Raw genomic sequence first — 21,925 nt, forward strand, 5'->3', positions numbered from 1 at the left:
CCCGTCCACTCGGAAGGGCCGCCGTCGGTAATGCGGTGAGCTGGGCCCACGCCAGCAGGGTTCCCTAACCGAAGCGGAGCGAGGTTAGGGGGCTGGTGGGGATTAGTCGCCCAGGCGCAGGCCCGACTTGGTGTCGAACAAGTGCACGTGGCCCGACTGCGGACGAACGAAGATGGACTCGCCCTTCATCGGCGGGCGGCGGCCGTCGACGCGGGCCACGATGTCGTGGCTCTTGCCATCAAGCGTGGTGTGGCCGTAGACGTAGGCGTCAGCACCGAGCTCTTCGACGACGTCAACCTCAACTTCGAGGCCTTCGCCGGCACCAACGGTCTCGAGGTCTTCCGGACGGGAACCGAGCGTGACGGTCTTGCCGTGTGCCTCTTCGAGGACATCGTGCGGGACCGGGTAGACGGTGCCACCGAACTGGACGCCGCCGTCGACGACGGGCAGTTCCAGCAGGTTCATGGCGGGGGAGCCGATGAAGCCGGCAACGAAGACGTTCTTCGGACGGTCGTACAGGTTGCGCGGGGTGTCTACCTGCTGCAGCAGGCCGTCCTTGAGAACGGCAACGCGGTCGCCCATGGTCATGGCCTCGACCTGGTCGTGGGTCACGTAGACCGTGGTGACGCCGAGGCGGCGGGTCAGGGACGCGATCTGGGTACGGGTCTGGACACGGAGCTTGGCGTCCAAGTTCGAAAGGGGCTCATCCATGAGGAAGACCTGTGGGTTACGGACGATTGCGCGGCCCATGGCAACGCGCTGGCGCTGGCCACCGGACAGTGCCTTCGGCTTGCGGTCCAGGTAAAGCTCGAGGTCAAGAAGCTTGGCTGCTTCGCGGACACGCTCAGCGCGCTCTTCCTTGGAGACGCCGGCGATCTTGAGTGCGAAGCCCATGTTGTCCGCAACCGTCATGTGCGGGTACAGGGCGTAGTTCTGGAAGACCATTGCGATGTCGCGGTCCTTCGGCGGAACGTCCGTGACGTCGCGGTCACCGATCAGAATGCGGCCGGAGTTCACGTCCTCGAGGCCTGCGAGCATGCGCAGCGAGGTGGACTTACCGCAACCGGAGGGTCCAACGAGGACCAGGAATTCGCCATCGGCGATGTCGATGTTGAGCTTATCGACGGCGGGCTTATCTGTGCCCGGGTACAGACGCGTAGCGTTATCAAAAGTAACTGTTGCCACAGTTATCAATCCCTTCACCGGCAGGTACGTGCCGGACGATCCGTTGTGAATGGTTCATGTTTATTCAGTTGGACTCCCCGCCCCGAGCTGGGCCCGGGCAAGGGAGACTGAGTGACGCCGCACGGTTGTTGTGCGCCACATCACAACCAAGAGTATGGCAGCACCTCGGCTTATTCGCCTAAATGTTACGAATGTCACATGTGAGATGAGTCTCCCGAGACCTCCCGGCGACGCTCGCGAAGGACCGCCTCCAGGAGTTCGGCGACGTGGACAGGAGCCTCGACGCGGAACTCGGCCTGGGTGAAATCCAGTCCGACCTTCACCCCGACGTCGCCGGCGCCAAGCCTGGCGATCGCGTCCTCGTCCGTCACGTCGTCACCGGCAAAAAGGATCCCGGTGGCGGAGGTGGCCTGGCGCAGGAACTCGACAGCCTCCCCTTTGGAGGAATGCACCACGGAGGTCTCGAGGACCCGCTTGCCGTTCTTGAGGAAGACTCCTGGTCGGCCTTCAAGGACCGCCCGCGCGGCCGCGACGGCGTCCTCCGCCACGTCATCGGCAGCACGCCGGGTGTGGAGTACGACGCCGGCGGGCTTGTCCTCGAGGACGGTCCCGGGAGCTTCCTGCGAGATTCCGGCCAGGACCTCTCGGACTTCGGCGAGGAGTTTCCTTTGGGCGTCGTCGAGCCGAAGCTCCGCCGAGCCGGGGCCCATCCAGGCCTCCGCGCCATGGCTGCCTATCAGCAGCGTGGCCTCAGGAGGCGAGGCGACCGCCCGGAGGCTGGCCAGTGCCCGCCCGGAGATGAGCGCCGTCGTCGTCCTCGGAAGTTTGGCGAGTTCAGCGAAAGCGGCGGCTGAGCGTTGGAGCGGGCGCGCGGCGTCGGCGTGGTCCACGATCGGGGAGATAGTGCCGTCAAAGTCCATGGCCACCAGAAGGTGATCGGTTCCTGCGATCCTGCGGACGGCGTCGAGCAGTTCGGGTGGCAGGCTCAGCGGGGGAGTGGCTGCTGTCTCAGGAGTCATCGCGCACCACGATTTCTGCCAGGGCCGCGAGGAATTCGGCGGACCAATGATCGACGTCGTGGTCGAGGATTTGTTTGCGCATGGACTTCATCCGGCGGCGGGATTCGTTCGGGGGCAGGTGCACGGCCCTCATGATCGTGTTCTTGAGTCCGTCGATGTCGTGCGGATTCATGAGGAGTGCTTGCTTGAGTTGATCGGCCGCGCCAGTGAACTCGCTGAGGACCAATGCGCCCGTGTTGTTGGTCCGGGCTGTGACGTACTCCTTGGCCACGAGGTTCATGCCGTCGCGCAATGCCGTCACCAGCATGACGTCGGCCGCAAGGTACAGGGCCACCATCTCCTCGATCGGGTAGCTGTGGTGGAGGTAGCGAACGGCGGTGTTCTGCATCGTGTCGTAGCTGCCGTTGATGTGGCCCACGGTGCCTTCAATTTCCTCGCGCAGGAGCCTGTACTGCCGCACGCGCTCGCGGCTCGGGCTCGCGACCTGGATCAGCGTGGCGTCCTCCACGGTGAGCCGTCCTTCCTTGAGGAGTTCCTCGAAGGCCTTCAAGCGGTGGGGGATGCCCTTGGTGTAGTCGAGGCGGTCCACGCCCAGGAGGATCGTTTTGGGGTTGCCGAGGTCCTGGCGGATCTGCCGGGCACGCTCGATGATGTCAGGGCGCCCCGCGAGTTCGCTGATCTGATCCACGGCGATGGAGATCGGGAAGGCCTGTGCGCGGGCAATATGGGTGATCCGGCCATCCGGTCCCTTGACGTGGATCTGCTGCTGCTTGACGCTGGCGCCGATGAAGCGGCGGGCCGATCGCATGAAGTTCGCCGCGTCACTGGGGCGCTGGAAACCGACCAGGTCAGCGCCGAGCAGGCCTTCGATAATGGCCTGGCGCCACGGAAGTTGGGCGAAGATCTCCGGGGGCGGGAACGGGATGTGGTTGAAGAAACCGATCCGCAGGTCCGGGCGCGCCTGGCGGAGCATGCTCGGCACGAGCTGGAGCTGGTAGTCCTGCACCCACACAGTGGCTCCGTGGTCCGCGTACTGGATGACGGCGTCGGCGAACCTGCGGTTGACCCGGCGGTAGCTGTCCCACCAGGTGCGGTGGAACTCCGGCGGGGCAATGACGTCGTGATAGAGCGGCCAGAGGGTGGCATTGGAGAAGCCTTCGTAATAGAGCTCAACATCGTCCGTGCTGAGTTCGACAGGAACCAGGTCCATGCCTTCGTGGCTGAAAGGCTCAAGGGGCTCGTCCGGGGCGCCATGCCAGCCGACCCACGCGCCGTCGGTCTTGGTCATCATCGGCGCGAGGGCGGTCACCAGGCCACCGGGAGAGCGACGCCATCCGTCGTCGTTGTTTTCCGCGTCATCGCTGGAGCAACGGTCCACCGGAAGGCGGTTCGAGACCACCATGAAATCGTGTTTCCGGGCCTTTGGAGCCTGATTGCCTTCGGGTGCGCTGTCGATTTTTTCGCTTGCCGTTTCTTGCATTGCTGCCCCCTGGGGTTGCCTGTGACTCATCTCCCACCCTACCGGCGGGAATCATCAAGGACACTTGCTCGTTCCTCAGACTGGAGTCGAAGACCCCAGCAAAGCTGCCAGTCTTCTCCCGTAAACTGGCCCCGTTGCCAAAGCTAGAAACCAACGCCGTCGATCAATCACGAGGAACTGATGAGCCCCGCAAACGAACCACGCCTGTCCAAGGCAGAGCGCACCGCCCAGGCCCGCGAAAAGGCCCGCGAGATCCGCGAAGCTCAGCTGAAGAAGGACAAGCGCAATAAGTTGCTCATCGGATGGGGCATTGTTGTTGCCGTCGTGGCGATCCTCGCGGTCATTGCCCTCGTGGTCACCCAGAACATTGCCAACAACGCCCCGATCGCCGATCAGGGTCCGACGCCGGCGAACGCCAACGTGCACGGCGGCGTGACGTTGCTGAAGGGCACGGATGTGACGAAGGTGGCCGCCGGCACCGTCAGCCTGGCGTCCTTGCCGTCAGCCCCTGCCACCGCGCCCGCCACCGTCACCGCGCCCGGCGCCGAGGCTGAAGCCGGCAAACCGGTCAAGGTCGTGGCTTACATCGACTTCATCTGCCCCATTTGCAAGAACTTCGAGACCACGTACAGCCAGCAGCTGACCCAGTTGCGCGACGATGGCAAGATCACCCTGGAGTACCGTCCGTTCGGCTTCCTGGACGCCAGCTCCAGCACCAACTACTCCTCCCGCGCCGCCAACGCCGCAGCGTGCGTGGCGAACACGTCGCCGGACAAGTACTCGGCACTCGTGGACCTGTTGTACGCACAGCAGCCCGCCGAGGGCAGCCCAGGCATTTCGGACAACGACCTCAAGAAGTTGGCCACCCAGGCTGGATCGGCCAATATCGACTCTTGCATCGACAACAAGACGTACCGGCCGTTCGTCAAGGTGGTCACCCAGGAGGCCAAGACCATCGGGATCTCCGGCACGCCCACCGTCTTCGTCGACGGCCAGCAGTGGGACAACAAGGCGGACTTCATGACCGTCCTGAATGCGGCTATCGCAGCGAAGAAGTAGTTCTCGGCCTAGGCCTCCCGTCCGCTGGGAATTTCCGTGGGCGGGAGGTCTTGGGCTACCCTTATCTAGCGCTCGCACGTACTAGCTCCGGTTTACGGGGCAACCAGCTCCGGCTCGTCCGGGCAACCAGCTCCGGCTCGTCCGGGCAACCAGCTCCGGTCCGTCCGGGCAACCAGCTCCGGTCCGCCGGAGCGCGCCTCCTTAGCTCAGTTGGCCAGAGCACCGCTCTTGTAAAGCGGGGGTCGTCGGTTCGAATCCGACAGGGGGCTCTTAGTTTGGCTCTGAGCTGCAGGTTTGATTGCTAATGAAGGGGCCGATCCAGCCTTGATTCGGCGGGGTTCCTCGGTTCGAATCCGACGGACATTCCGGCACGGCGGTGGCCTGCAGCTTTAGTTCCGCGGCTGGCCGGGAAGACGTCTAATCCAACCGTGACTCACCTTTAACTCACCTCAATCAGCGCTGTGGCTGTGTGATGTGCTTGTTTTTCGGCGCCGTGGATTGGGGACGTTTCGAGGCGGGACCCTAACAGGATTGCGGCGACTCTGACGTGTTGAGCCCGTCGTCGACGGCATGGCGTCAGGATGGCGGGTTTTTGCGCAGGTACTGTCGTAGTCCGGGAATGGCGTAGTCGGTTTTTCCGTGTCCGGTTGATTCGATGAGTCCTGCGGCCAGGAGCCTGGTCCGGTATTTGGCCACGAGGCTCGGCCGCGAGCCGGTCCGCTGGACTATGTCGCCTGCCGTTGAGGGGCCGTTGTCTACGGCCATGGCGTGCAGGATCTCCAGGTCTTTCGCGGAGGCTGCGGCGAGGGCCGCTTCGATCACCACGCGTTCGTTGCGCCGGATGGCGGCCCCGAGTGCCCGGTCAACGGCCGCGGGGGAGAGGGAGCCGTCGTGGTTCTCGGCCTCCCGCCACAGGAAGTAGCCGACCAGTTGGATGAGGAAGGGGTAGCCTCCGGTGGTTGCGGCTGCCCTGCGGACCAGGTCCGGGGTGATGGTGATCCCGGCGGTGGCGAATGTTTCCATGAAGGATCTTTCGACATCGCGTATCGCGGCGGCATGGAGATCGATCTTGTCGGCTCTGCGAAGGAACGTGGCCACGCCCTCGTTCAGTAGGTCCGATACTGCAGAGGGCAGGCCTGCGAAGATCAGTGCGATGGGCAGGCGATCCTGGATGAAGTGCTGTACGTTGGCCGCCAGCTGCGCCAATTCGGCTCGGTCGGCCGCATGGATCTCATCTACCGTGATGAGGAGCCCGGTCCCGCGTTCGTCCAGTAGTTTCAGGAGCGTTTCCCCCAGTTCCCACCAGTCCACCTGGCGTTCGGGCGAGAGCTGTGACGTGACACTGAACCCGGCAATCGACACCCCTGTGATACGACGGCGGGATTCGGGTTGGTCGTCAAGCTCCTGGATTAGTCGGCGCATTTTTTCGCCGATCCGGCCCATGAAGGTTCCGGTCGCGGTTTCCGCCACTACTGCCCACCCGTCTTCCATGGCCATGTCGTGGGCTGCTCCAAGCATGACCGTCTTGCCGATGCCTCGAGCGCCGGTGAAGATGGACAGCAGTCCGGGCGCTCCGGAGCCGAGCCGCAGACCATATTCGAATTCATCCAGAAGCCCGGACCGGCCGATTACTTCCGGCGGGGTGGCTCCGGCCGTGGGCCGGAACGGGTTGTCTTTGTTGAGCACGTCACGTCCCTCAGGTGAATTCGGGTGAATTTGGTGAATTTGGGCTTCCGGGTGAATTTGGTGAACTTTGAATGATGCTACCCCGCTCGATGGGTCCACGCCACCGAGGAGTCTCCAAGATGGCCGTATCGGCGGCTGGGTAGCGGGGCTCTTCTCAGGCAGAGGAGCCTGCGGATGGAAAAGGAAAGGGAGATTGATGAAAATGGTGAGGAAGACATTTAGGAAGGGCAACGACCGGCTCGACCGTATCTTGGCAAAGCCGGGCATGACCGAGCGCGTGGCCGAAATCCGGGAAGCGTCTGCGCGCGGAACTCGGGGGAAGATTTGTGCCTGATCAGGTGATCGAAAGCTTTTACGCCGATCACTCATGGCAGTCATCCTGCGCAGCTAACGCTTTGCTTCTGGCCGAACGTGCAGCCGACGAATTAGGAAACGGCAAGCTTCGGCGGTTCGACGTCGATTTGAAAACTGGAGCAGTCACTCTATCCTCGGAGACCATCTTCAGAAAGTAGAGGTGAATCGGTTGCTCAGACCGAGAGCTCTATTTAAGGTCGGCTATCGGGCCAGTTGAGGGTGCTCTGGGAAGTGGCCTGATCCCTAGATAGTGTCCTTGTCCTGCCCGCCTTCTCTGGAAGTCTGAGGGATAGCCCAGGTCATGCGCTGCCGGACAAGTCTGGCCATGAAGGACCAAGCAGACCTCTCAGATCCTCACCTCAATCAACGGCAAACGACAACTATTCATCAGTTGTCGTTGAGCACAGAAACCTCTAGATTCCGGGCAAAACGACACTCTCCCGGCCCACCGTGGGCGCCCGAGGCTAAAACGGGGGTCGTCGATTCGAATCCGATAGTTGGCTTTCAGTTTGGCTTTGACCTGCGGGTTTATTGGTGGAAATTGGCCGGCAGCGGGCTGTGACCATACGGCGTTCGTCGGTTCGAATCCAACACCGGTTCCGATGTGGCCCTGAGCTGTTGCGCTCTCCGCCCCCGCCGGGGCCGAAGGCCTGACATTGGAAGCCGCGGCGCTGATATCACGGACGCGCGTTTCATTCCCCACCCCAAAGGTATAGAGCTGGATGCGGCGGTCCGATACCTGTTGGACAGGATAAGCGAGGCCCCTGAAGACGGGCGAGATCCTGTGATTGCTGCTGCCCTTGCGCATTACGAGTTTGAGATTATCCACCCTTTAATGACGGGAGCGCCCGTCTAGTTTCCGCGCGGGCCATCACGTCCGCGGGCATACCGAACCGCAGAGCATCTGCGAACGCCCGTATACTTCGAGCATGTCAGATGCTCCCCCCTTCAGTCCGACGATTGCCCTACTGGCTGTGGCACGGCAGTACGAATCGGAGCTTGGGGCGGCCCTCAAAAACCTGAATGTCAACATCCGTAAGTTCGCTTTGCTCGGCCACATCGACGCCACACCTTCCGTCTCCTTCAGCCAGCTCGCCCGGCGTTCCCGGATAACCGTGCAAAGCACCCACACTGCCGTCGAAAGCCTCGTTAGGGCGGGCCTTGTTGAAGATGCCACGGCAACGCCGGGCTCGGCCTCGACCCTTCGCTTGACGGAAGCCGGGCGAGAACTGTTAGCGAGAGCCAAAAGGGAAGTTGGGACGTTGGACGAGAGTCTTGCGGGGCGGTTTCCGCAGCTCGTCCGAGCTTTAAAAGAATCCGTCCTCGAAACACGATGATGTAACGCGGCAACCTTCAGTTAGACTGAAGGTGTGCAAGCTACTCTTCTTTCTATACACGTCATCGCAGGCATTCTGTTCGTGGGGCCTGTGGCCCTAGTGGTCAGCCTCTTTCCCCGGTACGCGCCGAGCGGCGCCGGAGTTCACCCGGGCCCTTCTGATAACGGAGATATTGCCGTTGCTTGGGCTTTGCACAGAACCATCCGCATTTATGGAGCTCTGGCGGTCAGCGTTCCTGTTATCGGCATCGTTCTGGCATTCGTCCAGGGTCGCCTGGGTGAAATTTGGATATCTGTCGCCATGATTCTGACTGCTGTGGCGGGGGCATTGCTCGTATTGAGAATCGCCCCGGAGCAGCGCGATGCTCTCGACCTTCCGGGTGACACGATGAGACTCCGTCGCATCCGGATACTAGCCGGCGTGTTCAATGTGCTCTGGGTTCTGGTTGTCATCATGATGATCGTGCGTCCCGGATCGAAATATTCATGAGACGTGTGCTTCGAGTCCTTGCGGCATTGTCCATCCTCGAGCTGGCGAGCGTCCTGGTGCTGCTGTTGAACATCTCTGCGGTACACCTTCACGCCATAACAGTCACTGTGGGCCCGATTCACGGCGCGCTTTACCTTGCGGTGGGTGTTACGGCCCTGTTCGCACGTCGTCTGCGCCTGCGTACTCGCCTTGGCGCGCTCCTCCCGGTGATTGGGGGCGTCCTGACGCTGATCAACGTTCGGGTAGAAGAACCGTAAACATGACGCCCTTCAGGCAATCTCAGGGCTTGTCCAGGCGGGCGGAATCATCGGGCAGCGTCAGTGGGCTTGGATGAGCACGAAATCCGGGTCGACGAGCTCGATGGCTGAGAGGTAGGCGTCTCCGTCGAACCCTGGCACGATCGCGGCCTGCAGCAGGTAGCCCTGGCAGATCCCGACGATCACCGGGGCGACTGCTTTTGCGCGCTGCCGTGCCGCCGCCGCGGAAAGGTTGCGCTTGAGGAACCAAGCCCGGAAATAACGCTCGAATAGCCCGATCAGTTCCCGCATTAGTTCGCCCACGATCTCTTTGAGTCCTGCGTCGACAATGGCAGCACCCCACACCTGCACGAGGATGCTGGGGTCGCCGAGATCGCGACCCAGCCCTCCGAGAAATTCGCGCACCACGGTGGCAGGGTGGGGGAGGGGGGTCTGCTTCTCGAGAGCCGCCAGATCGGCAGTGCGGCCGGACATGACGTCGTGCACGACGCGCTCAACGAGATCGTGTTTGTTCTTGTAATGGTTGTAGATCGCGCCGGCCGAAAGTTGCGACTCGGCAATGATGTCGGCCATCGACGTACCCTCGAAGCCTTTGCGCGAGAAGCAGTGCAGGGCAGCGGTCGCGATTTGACGGCGTCGCTCGGCGCGGTGGTCATCGCTCACTTTTGGCATGGTCCTATTAAAAACGATTATTCGTTCTTGACAAGTCGACCCGACTTCCCAACAATAAAGAACGGTTATTCGTTTTTATTTCTCCTGACTGGAAGGGCCCCATCCATGACTCGTCTCGCCATCAACGGATTCGGCCGCATCGGGCGCAACGCCCTGCGTGCCCTGCTCGAGCGCGGCAGTGACCTCGAGGTCGTCGCCGTGAACGACCTCGGCGATCCCGCGACCCTCGCCCGTCTCCTCGCCTACGACTCGACGGCAGGTCGTCTCGGCCGCCCCGTGACCGTCGACGCAGACACCCTCGTCGTCGACGGCCGGCGCATCCGCGTGCTCGCCGAGCGTGAGCCGGCGCAGCTGCCCTGGGCCGACCTCCGCGTCGACATCGTGCTCGAGGCCACCGGCCACTTCACGTCGGCCGCCGCCGCCCGCGCACACCTGGACGCGGGCGCGAAGAAGGTGCTCGTGAGCGCGCCGTCCGACGGCGCCGACGTCACCCTCGCCTTCGGCGTGAACACGGATGCCTACGACCCGGCCGTGCACACCATTGTCTCGAACGCCTCCTGCACCACCAACGCGCTCGCCCCGCTGGCGGCGGTGCTCGACGAGCTCGCCGGCATCGAGCACGGCTTCATGACCACGGTGCACGCCTACACGCAGGAGCAGAACCTGCAGGACGGCCCGCATCGCGACCCGCGCCGCGCCCGCGCCGCCGGCATCAACATCGTGCCCACCAGCACGGGCGCGGCGAAGGCGATCGGCCTGGTACTACCCTCGCTTGAGGGCAAGCTCTCCGGCGACTCGATCCGGGTGCCGGTTCCGGTGGGCTCGATCGTGGAACTCAACACCACCGTCGCCCGCGACGTCACACGCGGGCAGGTGCTGGCCGCCTACCGGGCCGCGGCGGAAGGCCCGCTCGCGGGAATCCTGGAGTTCTCGGACGACCCGCTGGTCTCCAGCGACATCACCGGCAACCCGGCGTCGTCAATCTTCGACTCCGCGCTCACCCGGGTCGACGGGCGGCACGTGAAGGTGGCCGCCTGGTACGACAACGAGTGGGGCTTCTCGAACCGCGTCATCGACACCCTCGAACTGCTCGCCAAAGGAACACAGCTATGAGCCCCTCCCTTTCGGCCCGGCCACACACGCGTTGGGCAATTGTGGTCGCGATCGCCGTCGTGGCGTCCGTCGTCATCGGCGTCTTCGTGCTGGCTTTCACTTGGCCGTCCGTCACGTCGACCGTGCAGAATATTCCGGTCGCCGTCGCTGGCACAGGGGTGCAGGCCGATGCCGTCGCCAAACAACTCGAGCAGGCTGCAGGCGCCGAACTCACGGTCACCCGTGTAGGCGCCCGTGGGGACGCGGTGTCACTTCTGAAGACGCGCGACGTATTCGGCGCCGTCGTCATCGGCGACTCTCCCACGGCGGGCCCGGAGATACTGGTCGCGGGGGCCAACGGCGCCACCGTCACGCAGGTCATGACTGCGGTCGCAGGGCAGATCCAGGTCGCACGCACCAAGCAGTTGACTGCGCAGGGCGTCCCGCTGGCCCAAGTGCCCACGGTGCCAGTGACAGATGTGGTGTCCTTCGCCTCGACGGATCAGCGCGGTGCCGGACTCGGCGCGCTCGCTTTCCCTCTCGTGATCGGTGGCGTGGTCGGCGGAGTCTTGTTCACGTTGTTCGTCGCCGGGGTCTGGCGGAGACTCGTCGGTGTCATGGCGTACGCTGCTGCTTCTGGGATTGTGGTCGTCGCGATCGCCCAGGACTGGTTCGGCATTCTGCAGGGGGACGCCATCGCGAACGGCATCGCGATCGGCTCATCTACGCTCGCGATAGGCGGCCTCGTCGTCGGTGTCACAGCTCTCCTTGGGCCCCGAGGCGTTGCGATCGGCGCGGCGCTCGCTCTCCTGATCGGCAACCCGATGTCCGGCTCAACGCAGCCACGGCAGTTCCTGCCTGATCCCTGGGGCGCAGTGGGGCAATGGTTCGCGCCAGGCGCTTCAGCCACACTGCTGCGCGATCTGTCATACTTCCCGGACGCGGCGACCACATTCCCGTGGCTCGTGCTCTCCGGCTGGGTCGCTCTCGGCGTCGTACTCGTGGCCGCCGGCCACACCCGCAGCCGGGGCATCCTCGTGCCGCATGACAGTCTCGAAGGACATGAGCCGGAGGCGGCGTACCGTGACCCTCACGACGCGCGCCAGCCGGTGTAGGCAGTGGCCTGACGGTCGGAGTGTGCCGCGGGACCTACGAGCGGCGGGTGACACGCCCCATCGGGGGAGTCGTCTTCGGGAGCCGGGAGTAGGCGCGGCTTGAGGGGCAGTCGCAGGGGTGGTCAGCGTTGTGCGGCGAACGACTCGACGTAGGCCAGGGCGCCGTGCAGGGCGTCGCGCAGCGGCGTGCTGTCGCCAGCCGCCTGTTCCAGCAGTGCTCCGCCCTGGAACGCGGCGGCGAGCAGGTGGGCAAGCGCTGCCGGGTCGGCCTCCGGCCGCAGTTCGCCGCGCTCGCGCATCTTGTTCAGGCCGCGCTTGAACAGCTCCTGCCATCGCCTAAAGCCGTCCGCCACCGCGTCGCGGTGGGCGGGTTCGGTTTTCACGACTTCTGCGGCCAAGGAGCCGAACGTACACCCGCCGCGCAGCATTTCCTGTGAGCCTATGTAAGTGTCGTACCACCGGTGCAACGCGGCGAAACTGTCCAGTTCGCCCAGCTCGGGTACTTGGTGGCGGGCGACGATGTTGTCGGCCTGCCAGGCGAGCACCGCGCGAACCAGGGACTCCTTGGTGGGGAAGTGGCGGTTCAGCTGGGAGCCGCTGATCCCGGCGGCGGCGCGGATCTGCTCGTTGTTGGTGTTCTGGGCACCGTGCTCATAGATCAGCTCGGCGGCCGTCTTGATGATGCGCTCGCGTGTGGCCAGCCCTTTGGGGGTCAGCTTCTGAGCCGACGCTTCGCTGCTTGCGGTCATGACGATAACTTTATCAGAAAAATGGGCTTGACAACCCTTTTTTTATGCCGTTCCATTGAACTGAGTCCAAAAGGGCTCGCAAGCCCATTTTCAAGAGAGGGAGCGGACGACATGTCCACACAGGCTTCATTGCAGACGGTCGCAACGACACCACACTCCGGCCCGGCTCCGGTCGTCACGGAGACGGGCCACCCCCGCCGCTGGAGCATCATGGCGGTGCTCGGTGCGGTCGCCTTCATGGCACAGCTCGACTTCTTCGTCGTGAACGTCGCCCTCGACGGGATCGGCCAGTCGTTCCCGAGCGCGAGTGTCGCGAGCGTCTCGTGGGTCCTCTCGGCCTACGCGATCGTCTTCGCCGCCGTGCTCGTGCCCGCGGGTCGGATCGCGGACCACTGGGGACGCAAGAAGATGCTGCTCGCCGGGGTGGTGGTCTTCACCCTCACTTCCGTCGGCGCGGCCGCCGCACCGAGTCTTGGCGTGCTGGTCGCCGCCCGCGCCATCCAGGCCGTCGGTGCCGCGATGATCGTGCCGACCTCCCTCGGCCTGCTCTACCCGAGTTTCCCCAAACGCCAGCACACCCTCGTGGTCGGCCTGTGGGCGGGGGTGGGCGCGATCGCGGCCTCGGCCGGCCCGCCCGTCGGCGGTCTGCTCGTCACCCTTGACTGGCGGTTGATCTTCCTGATCAACGTTCCCGTCGGGGTCGCCACGTTCGTCGCCGGCGCGCTGCTGCTGCCCGAGGTCCGTCAGCCCAAGGGTGCCTCCCTGCCGGACCCGGTTTCGGCCCTCACGCTGCTGCTGGCCGTGAGCATGCTCGTGCTTGCCACCGTCCAAGGACCGGAGTGGGGCTGGACCGACGCACGCACCGTTGCGCTGTTCGCCGCCGCCGTCCTGGCCGGGGCCGCGACCATCGAGCGGACCCTGCGCGCCAAGGCACCGGTGATCGAGAAGCAGTTGTTCACCAGCAGGCCGTTCACCGCTGCCACAGTGGCTCTGTTCCTGTTCTTCGTTGGCTTCGCCATCGTCCTGCTGAGCACCGCCCTGTTCATGCAGGAGGTGTGGCACTTCAGCCCGTTAAGCGCAGGCGCCGGCATCGCCCCCGCCCCCCTGGCATCGATCGCCTTCGCGATCAACGCCGGGCCCATGCAGCGCCGCTTCGGGCGCATCGCCCCAGCCGTGACCGGCACCCTGATCATGGCCCTTGCCGCCGTTTACTGGCTAGCGGCCGTGCACACCACCCCCGACTACTGGGGTGGCATGTTCCCTGGCCTGATCCTGGTGGGTCTGGCGGGCGGCCTGGCCCAAGCGCCGCTGTTCGCCGCGGCGGGCACCCTCGCACCCGAACGCGCCACCACCGGCAGCGCCGTGCTCAACATGAGCCGGCAGATCGGCAGCGCCGTGGGCGTAGCCGTGCTCGTCGCCCTCACGCCTCACGCCACGATCGAGGGATTCGACCACGCCTGGTGGGTCCAGGCCGGCGCCGGACTTGCCGCCGGCACCGCCTTGCTCGCCCTCCGGCCCCGCCGCACGAACTGACTGTGGGCCCGCCTCCGCTCCGAACGATCGCGCAACGGGTACGGCCCCTCTCGAACACGCCCCGCCCAGCGACCCCTCAAGAAAGTCGTTGCCATTCTGCACGGGCGCGGCGCGTCCGACCCCTCATCCAACACCTTCTCACCGTCGACCACCGCAACGGCATCTTCGCCGGCACCAACGACCTCGTGAAGACAATCGGCGGAGCCGACCCTCGCGACGTCGGGGACTTCATCGCCCACTACCGGGCGTCCTTCCACCTGACCACCCACTGAGCACTGGAGAACATCATGAGCGTTTGGTTCATCACAGGATCGTCCCGCGGGCTCGGCCTGGAAATCGCCCGCGCCGCGCTGACCGCCGGCCACCAAGTGGTGGCCACCGCACGGAATGCGGAAACCGTACCCGAACAGCTACCCTGCGCCGGCGATTCGCTCCTGGCCGTGCCGTTAGACGTGACCGACCCGGAGAGCATCCGGGCCGCCGTCGACGCGGCGGTGGAACGGTTCGGACGAATCGACGTCCTGGTCAATAACGCCGGAACCGGCCTGCTCGCCGCCGTGGAGGAATCCGACGACGCCGCGGTGCGTGCCGTGTACGAGACCAACGTGTTCGGCCCGCTAGCCGTCCAACGCGCTGTATTGCCTCTGCTGCGACGCCAGCGTTCCGGGCACGTGATCAACATCAGTTCCATCGTGGGCTTCGCCACCGCACCGGGCTGGGGCATCTACGCATCCACGAAGTTCGCCGTCGAGGGATTCACCGAAACGCTCCACGCCGAACTGGCGCCATTGGGCGTCCAAACGACGCTCGTGGAACCTGGCTTCTTCCGCACCGACTTCCTCGACCCGGCGAGCCTGCACACTGGTCCCGACATGATCGAGGACTACGCGGCCACCGCCGGGACGATGCGCCAGGCCGCCGCAGGCCTCAACCACGCCCAGCCCGGCGACCCGGCCAAGGCCGCCCGCGCCGTCGTTGAGATGGCCGCTGCCGCCGAGCCGCCCTTGCGCCTCCAACTGGGAGCCGACACCCTGCGGGCTGTCGAAGCCAAGCTCGATAGCTTCCGCAAGGAGATGGATACCTGGCGGCACGTCGCCCTATCCACCGATCACGACTAACAAGACCCATACCGCAAGTCTCATTAAGCTTGACGAAACCCGCGTGAGCGTTGCCAACTTCGCTGAGACGGGACAGGGATATCGGGCGGAAGCGAGCTTGGCGCGGGGGAGTGGGTGGGTCTAGAGCACCAACCATTGGATGACCATCCATCCCACGACGGCATTGTCTCCCATTGCAACCGACTCGCCAATCAAACCCTTTGCCTCTTCCGGGTCCCGCTTTGGACACACGGTGTTTGGAACATCAAAGAGAAAAACTTCGGGCCCAGTTCACTTGAACCGGGCCCCGAGCGTCCCGCCACTGCCTTGGGAAGTTATGTGGCTCCGAGGGCCCGTCAGCTATGTGTCCGCCTGAGTTCGGGGGACGCTGGTCGAACCCCGCGTGATGAACCGCGTTGCGAGCTCAACCCTGGGTCCCTCCGTGTTTGCGTCGACACCTTCTTTCTGATTCGTTAGGCGCAGGAGCATGCGAAAGGCGGTCGCTCCCATCTCCTGGATGGGCTGCCTCACAGTGGTCAGTTGTGGTGTCGCCCATGTTGCTTCGGGAATGTCGTCGAATCCGACGACGCTGACGTCCCCGGGGATGTTGAGCCCGAGGTAGCGCACGGCGTCGTAGACGCCGAGAGCCATCAGGTCCGACGCTGCGAAGATGGCCGTAGGCCTGTCCTCGCGGCTCAGGACGTCGACGGCGAAATCGCGTGCCTCGTCGCGGTTCCAATCGGCAGCACCGACTAACCGAGGATCGACGTGCAGGTCCGCGGCCGACAGGGCGGAGCGAAAACCGTCGAGGCGCGCTCGACTATAGAGGTGATTCTTCACTCCTCCGATGAGGGCGAAATGTTTGTGCCCCAGGCTCAGTAGGTGCTCGGCCGCAATCCGTCCGCCTTCCCAGTTCGCCACGCCCACGCTTGCGGCATTACGCGGAGCAGGGCTCATCGGATCGATGAGGACGACGGGTATGCCAGCCGTATCTAGTGCACTCAGCTGTGTCGACGTGGGATCGACCAGGACGACGATTGCTCCGGTTGACGGGCGGCGCAGGAGCCGGCTCACCCAGTCGCGGCCCGCGCGGGCGATCGTGAGGACCACGTCGCAGTCCGCGACCGCCGCGGCTTCTTCGACGCCAGTGAGGATGCTGTTGGCCCATGAGCCTTCGATGTTGCTCACCACGAGGTCGACGAGGCGAGGCGTGTTCCCGGGCGAGCGACCCGCCGGGCGTGATCCCTTGGCCTTCGCGTAACCCATCTCCTGTGCGATCCGGACCACGCGCTCACGCGTTGCGAAGGACACGTCTGTCGCTCCGCGGAGCACCTTTGACACTGTCGGTGTGCTGAGGCCGGCCGCGGCTGCTACGTCGGCCAAGGTCGGGTTCTTGCCATCCGCTGCGGGACTCATGTTTTTGCGCAAAAAAATTTTCCTTTGATCTCCAAATGGCGATATGTATACTCTCTCTGCGCAAAAGGATATTTGAAAATTGCGCAACTTTTCAATATTCGATGACCCGCTGGCGGGTCGAGGAGGAAAGTCGATGGAGACTTCACGTTTTACTACATCGAGGCGGGGCTTCTTGGGCCTTGTCGGAACCGGCGCGGCCGTCGCCGCTCTTGCGGCTTGCTCGACTGGGGGCGGTGGCGGTGGGGCAAGTGCTAATTTGAAGTTCTGGAACATGCCTTGGGGTACTCCCGCGTTCAACACCCTTGACAGCAAGATCACCCTTGGCTACAAGCCGGAGTCGGGTCTTCCTGCGGCGACTTATCAGGCGATCCAGTGGGCAAACTTCAACCAGACTTTCTCGTCTGCCCTCGCATCGAAGACCGGGCCGGCCATCTCCTCGGGCGGCGGCACCCAGGCGTTCCAATTCGCTAAACAAGGCTTTATCGCTCCCGCGGACGGCCTCATCGAGAGCTGGAAATCCAATGGCATCTACGATGACTTCCTCCCTGGAGTCCTCGACACGATGAAGGCCGACGCCGGATACGTAGCCGTTCCGTACAACCTTGACATGCGGGTGAACTGGTACAACAAGGAGCTACTCGAAAAGGCGGGCGCGACTCCTCCCACCGACTGGCAGTCCTACCTCGACGCAGCGGCCGCTCTGAAGAAGATCGACGTGTACGGGTTCGCGGCCAACGGCAACGCTAGTGGCGGTAACGCCTTCCAGATGATCGTGGGCCTGATGATCAACAATGGTGGCGGTATCTTTGACGAGGAGCACAAGCCGAATTTGGTGACCGCCGCGAACATCGAAGCGCTCGAGTTCGTGCGCGAGAACATCAGCAAGGGCTACATGGACCCTGCCGCCATCAGCTACACAGCGACGAACGCGAACTCGCAGTGGAAGGCCGAGAAGTTCGGCATGGGCTTCGACGTCCCCAACCTCGCGGCCAACGTCGGTGGAGCGTCCGCATCGCAGTTGGTGGTCGGCGATCCGCTCACTAGCGCCAGCGGCAAAAAGGGCGCCCTGTATTTCCCGAACAACATCATGATGTACAAAAACACACCCAGCCAGAAGGGCTCGGAGGCGTTCATGACCTATTACTACCAGAACATGAAGGCCCTATGGACCCAGAACACCGGCATCGGCCTCCCGGTTCTGAAATCAATCGCGGCGACCCCGGAATTCCAGTCGGACCCAAACGCAGTCAAGATCGTCAAGATGTGGCAGCCCATCGCCAAGACCTGGGCAGCGCCCGGAGGAACCGCCCTTTTCTCGAACATTTCTTACGTCGACAGCACGCCCGCCATCTCCGACTTCGGCCAGAACGTTCTCTCAGGTAAGTCTCCGAAGGACGCCCTGACGACATTCCAGGCCACGTTGACGTCGCTCATCAAGGGCTGACCCATGACATCCACGAGCATCGCCGAGAGCGTCAAACGTGCACGCCGTGGGGTCGGACCGGCCGGGACGGGACGCCAGCCCGGTCCGGCGCCCGCCGGTCGGGCCAGGAGACGGTTTACACCGCCCACCTGGACACTCATAGCATTCGCAGCACCGTCCCTCATTCTTCTTCTGCTCCTGAACGTCTACCCCCTCGTCTATGCCTTGATTCAAGCACTCCATGACGGCACCCTTCTCGAAACCGGGCCCTTCGTCGGATTGAAGAATTTCGCCGACGTACTCGCCCAGCCCTCGTTCTGGTCAGCGACGTCGTTCACCATCGTCTTCACCGTCGTCGGCGTGTTCGGCTCCTGGCTCGTCGGACTCGCGCTGAGCCTGCTGCTACGCACCCACATCCCGGCCGGCGGACTGTTCAAGGTTCTGCTTCTCCTGCCGTGGATCGTTCCCACGGTCGTCTCCGCGACGTCATGGAACTGGCTGGTTGCAACACCCCAGAGCCCGCTTCCAGTGATCGCGGAGCATCTAGGCTTCGGAAACGTGCTCTTCCTGGCAGACCCGATGCTCGCGCAGGTCGTGGTCTGCCTCTTCAAAGTGTGGATTTCCTTCCCGTTCATGATGATGATGATGTCGTCAGCTCTCTCCTCAGTCGACACGAACGTCTACGAGGCGGCAAAGGTCGACGGGGCGACTGGATGGCAGGCGTTCCGGCTCATAACACTCCCGCTGATTGCGCGCACGACGTTCGTGTCGTGGATTCTGATGACGATCTTCTGCGTGAACGACTTCCCGACGATCTTCCTGCTCACCGGCGGAGGCCCGGCACATGCGACGACGTCCCTGGTCCTCCTCGCCTACCTCACCGTCTTCCAGAACTTCCAGACCGGCCCCGGCGTCGCCATCGCGTTCCTGATGACGTTCGTCCTCGTGGTGATCTCGGTCGTTCTTTACCGCCAGATCCGAAAGGTCAACGTCGAATGATAACGACCAGTGCTCCTCAAGAAGAAGTCCGAACGGGACCCAGGGACAGGGGCGGGACTCCGGCCGACCGCCAGACCTCCCGGGACATCCGTGAGAGAGGCAAGTGGCCCCGCTTCGTCTTGATCCTGCTCATGTCCGCCGTCGTCCTGGTCCCGATCGTCGCCGTCTTCGGACTGTCGCTGACACCGTCACTCGGCTCGAACGCAGAAGGTCTCACCTTCGAGAACTTCGGGAACATCTTCACCCAGACGGCCGTCCTGACCTGGCTCGGCAACAGCCTTGTCATCACCGCCTTCACCGTCGTTGTCGCCGTCGCGGTCGCCGCTCCCGCCGGTTACGTTCTGTCCAGGGCCCGCAACCGGCTCGTGTCGGGATATTCGCTCATCCTGTTCGTCGTGCAGTCCCTGCCTGTCGTCACCTCGGCGATCCCGCTCTTCATCTTGTTCGCGAACCTTGGGTTGGTCGACAGCCTCTTTGGCGTCGTAATCATCTACGTCGGTGCCACGATGTCGGTCGCGATCTGGATGATGGCCGCCTACTACGACTCCATCCCCATCGCTCTCGAAGAAGCCGCCTGGATAGACGGTGCCTCGATCTTCGGTTCGTTCACCCGCATCGTCCTCCGGAACTCCCTGCCGGGTATCCTCTCAACCGCGATCTTCTCGTTTCTCCTGGCCTGGAACGACTACCTCATTGCCGTCGTGTTCCTCCGGTCCGACCCGAATTACACCCTTCCGGTCGGCTTGGAATCCTTCTTCCAGCAGAACGCCACCAACTGGGGCCTCGTCATGGCAGTCGCCGTCGTGATGATGCTCCCGCCGATCATCCTGTTCGCGTTCCTCAACAAGCACTTCTCGGTCGGCGGAATCGGCGGGTCGCTTTCCAGCCGCTGAGCGACGCCCCCAAGAACGCATCAACGAACTATGTCGCATGGCGGCAGCAAGGAAAACATGAGTACCCCTGATCCACGATCGACGACCAAAACCGCACTCGTCGTGCGCGGCGGTTGCGACGGACACCAACCCGTCGAGGCCACCAACCTCTTCATCCCGTTCCTCGAGGCGCGCCGCTACACGGTGCGTGTGCAGGAATCACCCGCGGTCTATGCTGACAGCTCCTACATGCCCTCGGTCGACCTCATCGTCCAGTCGAACACGATGACCTCGATCGAGAAGGAGAGCTCACCGGCGAGCAGGCTGACAACTATCGCCCTCACACCATCAACATGACCGAAGCCGCAGCCTCGCACCCCGTCACCGAAGGCATCGGCGACTTCGAGCTGACCACTGAGCAGTACTGGGTACTCCACGACGACTACAACGACGTGCTCGCGACCACCACCCAGGCCGTCCGGCCCTGGGACCCGTGGAACCGCGAAATCACCTCACCCGCCATCTGGACCAGGCAGTGGGGCAAGGGCCGCATCTTCGTCTCTACGCCCGGTCACCGTGTCGACATCCTCGAGAACCCGAACGTCAAAACCATCATCGAAAGGGGATTGCTGTGGGCGTCCCGCTAACCGTCGGAGTCATCGGCGTCGGAAAGATCAGCGAACAGTACTTCAAAAGCCTCCCGAAGCTGCCCGGTCTCAAGTTCGTCGCTGTCGCAGACATCAACGAAGGACGTGCGCACGAGGTCGCAGCCGAGCATGGTGTCGAAGCCCTGACAGTCGATGAGCTCCTCGGAGACGACCGAATCGACTCGATCATCAACCTGACCATCCCCGCCGCGCACGTCGAAGTCGGGACGCGGGCGCTCCACGCCGGCAAGCACGTCTTTGCCGAGAAGCCCCTCGCGCTGTCCCCGGAAGAAGCCCTCCCCATGCTGGAGCTTGCCGACTCTTTGGGACTTCGAGTCGGGAGTGCCCCCGATACGGTCCTCGGCACGGGCGTCCAAACTGCCCTGCAGCTGCTCAACGCAGGTGCCATCGGCGCACCGGTAGCGGCGCAAGTTCACTGGTCGGCACCCGGACACGAACGCTGGCACCCGTCACCCCTCTTCTATTACCAACCCGGCGGCGGCCCACTATTCGATATGGGTCCCTACTACCTGACCAGCCTCGTCATGTTCTTCGGACCCGTCGTCCGCGTTTCGGGAGTGGCCACAAGGTCCGACCGTGCGCGAATCGTCGAGACCGGCCCCCTGGCCGGCACACCGATCCCCGTGGAGATCGACACTCATGTCAGCGCGATCCTCGAGCACGCGAACGGGGTGACCACCACGATCACGGTCAGCTTCGAAGTCTGGGCCACCCGGACACCGCTCTTTGAGATCTACGGCACCGATGGCACCATCGCTGTCCCCGACCCGAACCGATTCTCCGACCCCGTCGAACTGGTGACGAGGGAAGAACCGGAACGGCGTGAGGTGCCAACCTCTGCTGGTTACGAGGACGCCGGGCGAGGTTACGGCCTCGCAGACATGGCCAGAGCCATCGAGACAGACCGCCCACATCGGGCCTCCGGACGGGTAGCGTTCCACATCCTCGAGGTCATGGACGCCATCACGCGCGCGAGTCAAGAGCATCGGGTCATTGAAGTCGACAGCACGGTCGACAGGCCAGCCGTTGTGCCCTTTGGTGCGGCACCCGACAACTGGTAGCCGCGGCGCGCGCGGCAGCGAAGTATCGTACGAGCAAAGTCTCATCCTCCGATGGCGCTCATGCTGCGGTCCGGCTGGACGAAGTCGGGTGCGCCGAGGCCGGTGTGGTCCATGCCGTGTGCCTTGGGTTTGATCCACATGGCGTCCTGCCAGCGTTGGGCGAGTTCCTCGTCGCTGGCTCCGTGCCGAAGCAAGCCGAGGAGGTCGAATTCGTCGCGGGAGAACAAGCAGCTCATGATCTTGCCTTCGGCGGTGATCCTGGTGCGCCGGCAATCGGAACAGAATGGTTCGGTGACGGAAGCGATGATGCCGACGGTGCCCAGAAGCGGACCCGTGGCTTCGGCGGTTGCCGGGTCCCGGCG

19 protein-coding genes, 1 tRNA gene and 2 pseudogenes are annotated in these 21,925 nt (G+C 63.7%); 14 read left to right on the forward strand and 8 right to left on the reverse strand.

Annotation, left to right across the window (positions count from 1 at the left end):
• Positions 1-102: 102 nt before the first annotated feature.
• The 3 genes from AB4Z38_RS22300 to AB4Z38_RS22310 all read right to left on the reverse strand — a co-directional run bounded on the left by AB4Z38_RS22300 (position 103) and on the right by AB4Z38_RS22310 (position 3,684).
• Positions 103-1,185, reverse strand: a complete 1,083-nt coding sequence (locus AB4Z38_RS22300) for an ABC transporter ATP-binding protein (protein ID WP_234751365.1) — start codon at positions 1,183-1,185, stop codon at positions 103-105.
• Between the two features lie 194 nt (positions 1,186-1,379).
• A complete protein-coding gene (gene otsB / locus AB4Z38_RS22305) occupies positions 1,380-2,204 on the reverse strand; it encodes a trehalose-phosphatase (RefSeq protein ID WP_441431722.1) in 825 nt (274 codons plus the stop codon).
• The gene (locus AB4Z38_RS22310) at positions 2,194-3,684 is read right to left on the reverse strand and encodes an alpha,alpha-trehalose-phosphate synthase (UDP-forming) (protein ID WP_441431723.1); all 1,491 of its coding nucleotides are present in this window, start codon (positions 3,682-3,684) and stop codon (positions 2,194-2,196) included. The genes otsB and AB4Z38_RS22310 overlap by 11 nt, the downstream gene beginning before the upstream one ends.
• A 180-nt stretch (positions 3,685-3,864) precedes the next feature.
• Here AB4Z38_RS22310 and AB4Z38_RS22315 point away from each other — a divergent pair, with 180 nt between their 5' ends.
• A complete protein-coding gene (locus AB4Z38_RS22315; protein ID WP_441431724.1) occupies positions 3,865-4,743 on the forward strand; it encodes a DsbA family protein in 879 nt (292 codons plus the stop codon).
• A 195-nt stretch (positions 4,744-4,938) separates the two neighbouring features.
• Positions 4,939-5,012 (forward strand) — tRNA-Thr (locus tag AB4Z38_RS22320).
• Between the two features lie 307 nt (positions 5,013-5,319).
• On the opposite strand, the gene AB4Z38_RS22325 is transcribed toward AB4Z38_RS22320, so the two are convergent.
• A complete protein-coding gene (locus AB4Z38_RS22325; RefSeq protein ID WP_441431725.1) occupies positions 5,320-6,429 on the reverse strand; it encodes an ATP-binding protein in 1,110 nt (369 codons plus the stop codon).
• Positions 6,430-7,712: 1,283 nt separating this feature from the next.
• On the opposite strand from AB4Z38_RS22325, the gene AB4Z38_RS22330 reads away from it, so the two are divergent.
• Genes AB4Z38_RS22330 through AB4Z38_RS22340 form a run of 3 tightly spaced genes read left to right on the forward strand, consistent with a single transcriptional unit; the run spans position 7,713 to position 8,866 of the window.
• Positions 7,713-8,120 (forward strand): MarR family winged helix-turn-helix transcriptional regulator, encoded by a 408-nt coding sequence (locus AB4Z38_RS22330; protein ID WP_441431726.1) that lies wholly within the window; start codon positions 7,713-7,715, stop codon positions 8,118-8,120.
• 33 nt (positions 8,121-8,153) lie between these two features.
• Positions 8,154-8,609 carry a hypothetical protein gene (locus tag AB4Z38_RS22335; protein ID WP_441431727.1) on the forward strand — a complete coding sequence of 152 codons (456 nt, stop codon included), beginning with the start codon at positions 8,154-8,156 and terminating at the stop codon, positions 8,607-8,609.
• Complete coding sequence (locus AB4Z38_RS22340) at positions 8,606-8,866, forward strand: hypothetical protein (protein WP_441431728.1); 261 nt, start codon at positions 8,606-8,608, stop codon at positions 8,864-8,866. The genes AB4Z38_RS22335 and AB4Z38_RS22340 overlap by 4 nt, the downstream gene beginning before the upstream one ends.
• Positions 8,867-8,926: 60 nt before the next feature.
• Here AB4Z38_RS22340 and AB4Z38_RS22345 read toward each other — a convergent pair whose 3' ends face one another.
• On the reverse strand, positions 8,927-9,529 hold the full coding sequence (locus AB4Z38_RS22345; protein ID WP_441431729.1) for a TetR/AcrR family transcriptional regulator: 603 nt from the start codon (positions 9,527-9,529) through the stop codon (positions 8,927-8,929).
• Between the two features lie 114 nt (positions 9,530-9,643).
• Here AB4Z38_RS22345 and gap point away from each other — a divergent pair, with 114 nt between their 5' ends.
• On the forward strand, positions 9,644-10,651 hold the full coding sequence (gene gap, locus AB4Z38_RS22350; RefSeq protein ID WP_441431730.1) for a type I glyceraldehyde-3-phosphate dehydrogenase: 1,008 nt from the start codon (positions 9,644-9,646) through the stop codon (positions 10,649-10,651).
• On the forward strand, positions 10,648-11,745 hold the full coding sequence (locus tag AB4Z38_RS22355; RefSeq protein ID WP_441431731.1) for a hypothetical protein: 1,098 nt from the start codon (positions 10,648-10,650) through the stop codon (positions 11,743-11,745). Before gap ends, AB4Z38_RS22355 begins: the two co-directional genes overlap by 4 nt.
• A gap of 122 nt (positions 11,746-11,867) precedes the next feature.
• On the opposite strand, the gene AB4Z38_RS22360 is transcribed toward AB4Z38_RS22355, so the two are convergent.
• Complete coding sequence (locus AB4Z38_RS22360) at positions 11,868-12,494, reverse strand: TetR/AcrR family transcriptional regulator (RefSeq protein ID WP_441431732.1); 627 nt, start codon at positions 12,492-12,494, stop codon at positions 11,868-11,870.
• A 111-nt stretch (positions 12,495-12,605) separates the two neighbouring features.
• On the opposite strand from AB4Z38_RS22360, the gene AB4Z38_RS22365 reads away from it, so the two are divergent.
• A complete protein-coding gene (locus AB4Z38_RS22365) occupies positions 12,606-14,027 on the forward strand; it encodes an MFS transporter (protein ID WP_441431733.1) in 1,422 nt (473 codons plus the stop codon).
• Between the two features lie 287 nt (positions 14,028-14,314).
• Entirely contained in the window at positions 14,315-15,145 is an 831-nt protein-coding gene (locus AB4Z38_RS22370) for an oxidoreductase (protein ID WP_441431734.1), read from the forward strand.
• A 339-nt stretch (positions 15,146-15,484) separates the two neighbouring features.
• Here the strand turns inward: AB4Z38_RS22370 and AB4Z38_RS22375 are convergent, their stop codons facing one another.
• Complete coding sequence (locus AB4Z38_RS22375; RefSeq protein ID WP_441431735.1) at positions 15,485-16,552, reverse strand: LacI family DNA-binding transcriptional regulator; 1,068 nt, start codon at positions 16,550-16,552, stop codon at positions 15,485-15,487.
• A gap of 259 nt (positions 16,553-16,811) precedes the next feature.
• On the opposite strand from AB4Z38_RS22375, the gene AB4Z38_RS22380 reads away from it, so the two are divergent.
• From AB4Z38_RS22380 to AB4Z38_RS22400, 5 genes and pseudogenes are all read left to right on the forward strand, one after another.
• Entirely contained in the window at positions 16,812-17,984 is a 1,173-nt protein-coding gene (locus AB4Z38_RS22380) for an ABC transporter substrate-binding protein (protein WP_441431736.1), read from the forward strand.
• Positions 17,985-17,987: 3 nt separating this feature from the next.
• A complete protein-coding gene (locus AB4Z38_RS22385) occupies positions 17,988-18,962 on the forward strand; it encodes a carbohydrate ABC transporter permease (RefSeq protein ID WP_441431737.1) in 975 nt (324 codons plus the stop codon).
• On the forward strand, positions 18,959-19,855 hold the full coding sequence (locus tag AB4Z38_RS22390) for a carbohydrate ABC transporter permease (RefSeq protein WP_441431738.1): 897 nt from the start codon (positions 18,959-18,961) through the stop codon (positions 19,853-19,855). Before AB4Z38_RS22385 ends, AB4Z38_RS22390 begins: the two co-directional genes overlap by 4 nt.
• A 57-nt stretch (positions 19,856-19,912) precedes the next feature.
• Positions 19,913-20,481, forward strand: a pseudogene (locus tag AB4Z38_RS22395) (ThuA domain-containing protein).
• A complete protein-coding gene (locus AB4Z38_RS22400) occupies positions 20,466-21,563 on the forward strand; it encodes a Gfo/Idh/MocA family protein (protein ID WP_441431739.1) in 1,098 nt (365 codons plus the stop codon). Before AB4Z38_RS22395 ends, AB4Z38_RS22400 begins: the two are co-directional and overlap by 16 nt.
• A 41-nt stretch (positions 21,564-21,604) precedes the next feature.
• On the opposite strand, the pseudogene AB4Z38_RS22405 reads toward AB4Z38_RS22400, so the two are convergent.
• Positions 21,605-21,925, reverse strand: a pseudogene (locus AB4Z38_RS22405) (GTP 3',8-cyclase MoaA); the annotation flags it as partial.

The sequence above is a fragment of the Arthrobacter sp. 2RAF6 genome, assembly GCF_052115205.1.
GTDB lineage: Bacteria > Actinomycetota > Actinomycetes > Actinomycetales > Micrococcaceae > Arthrobacter.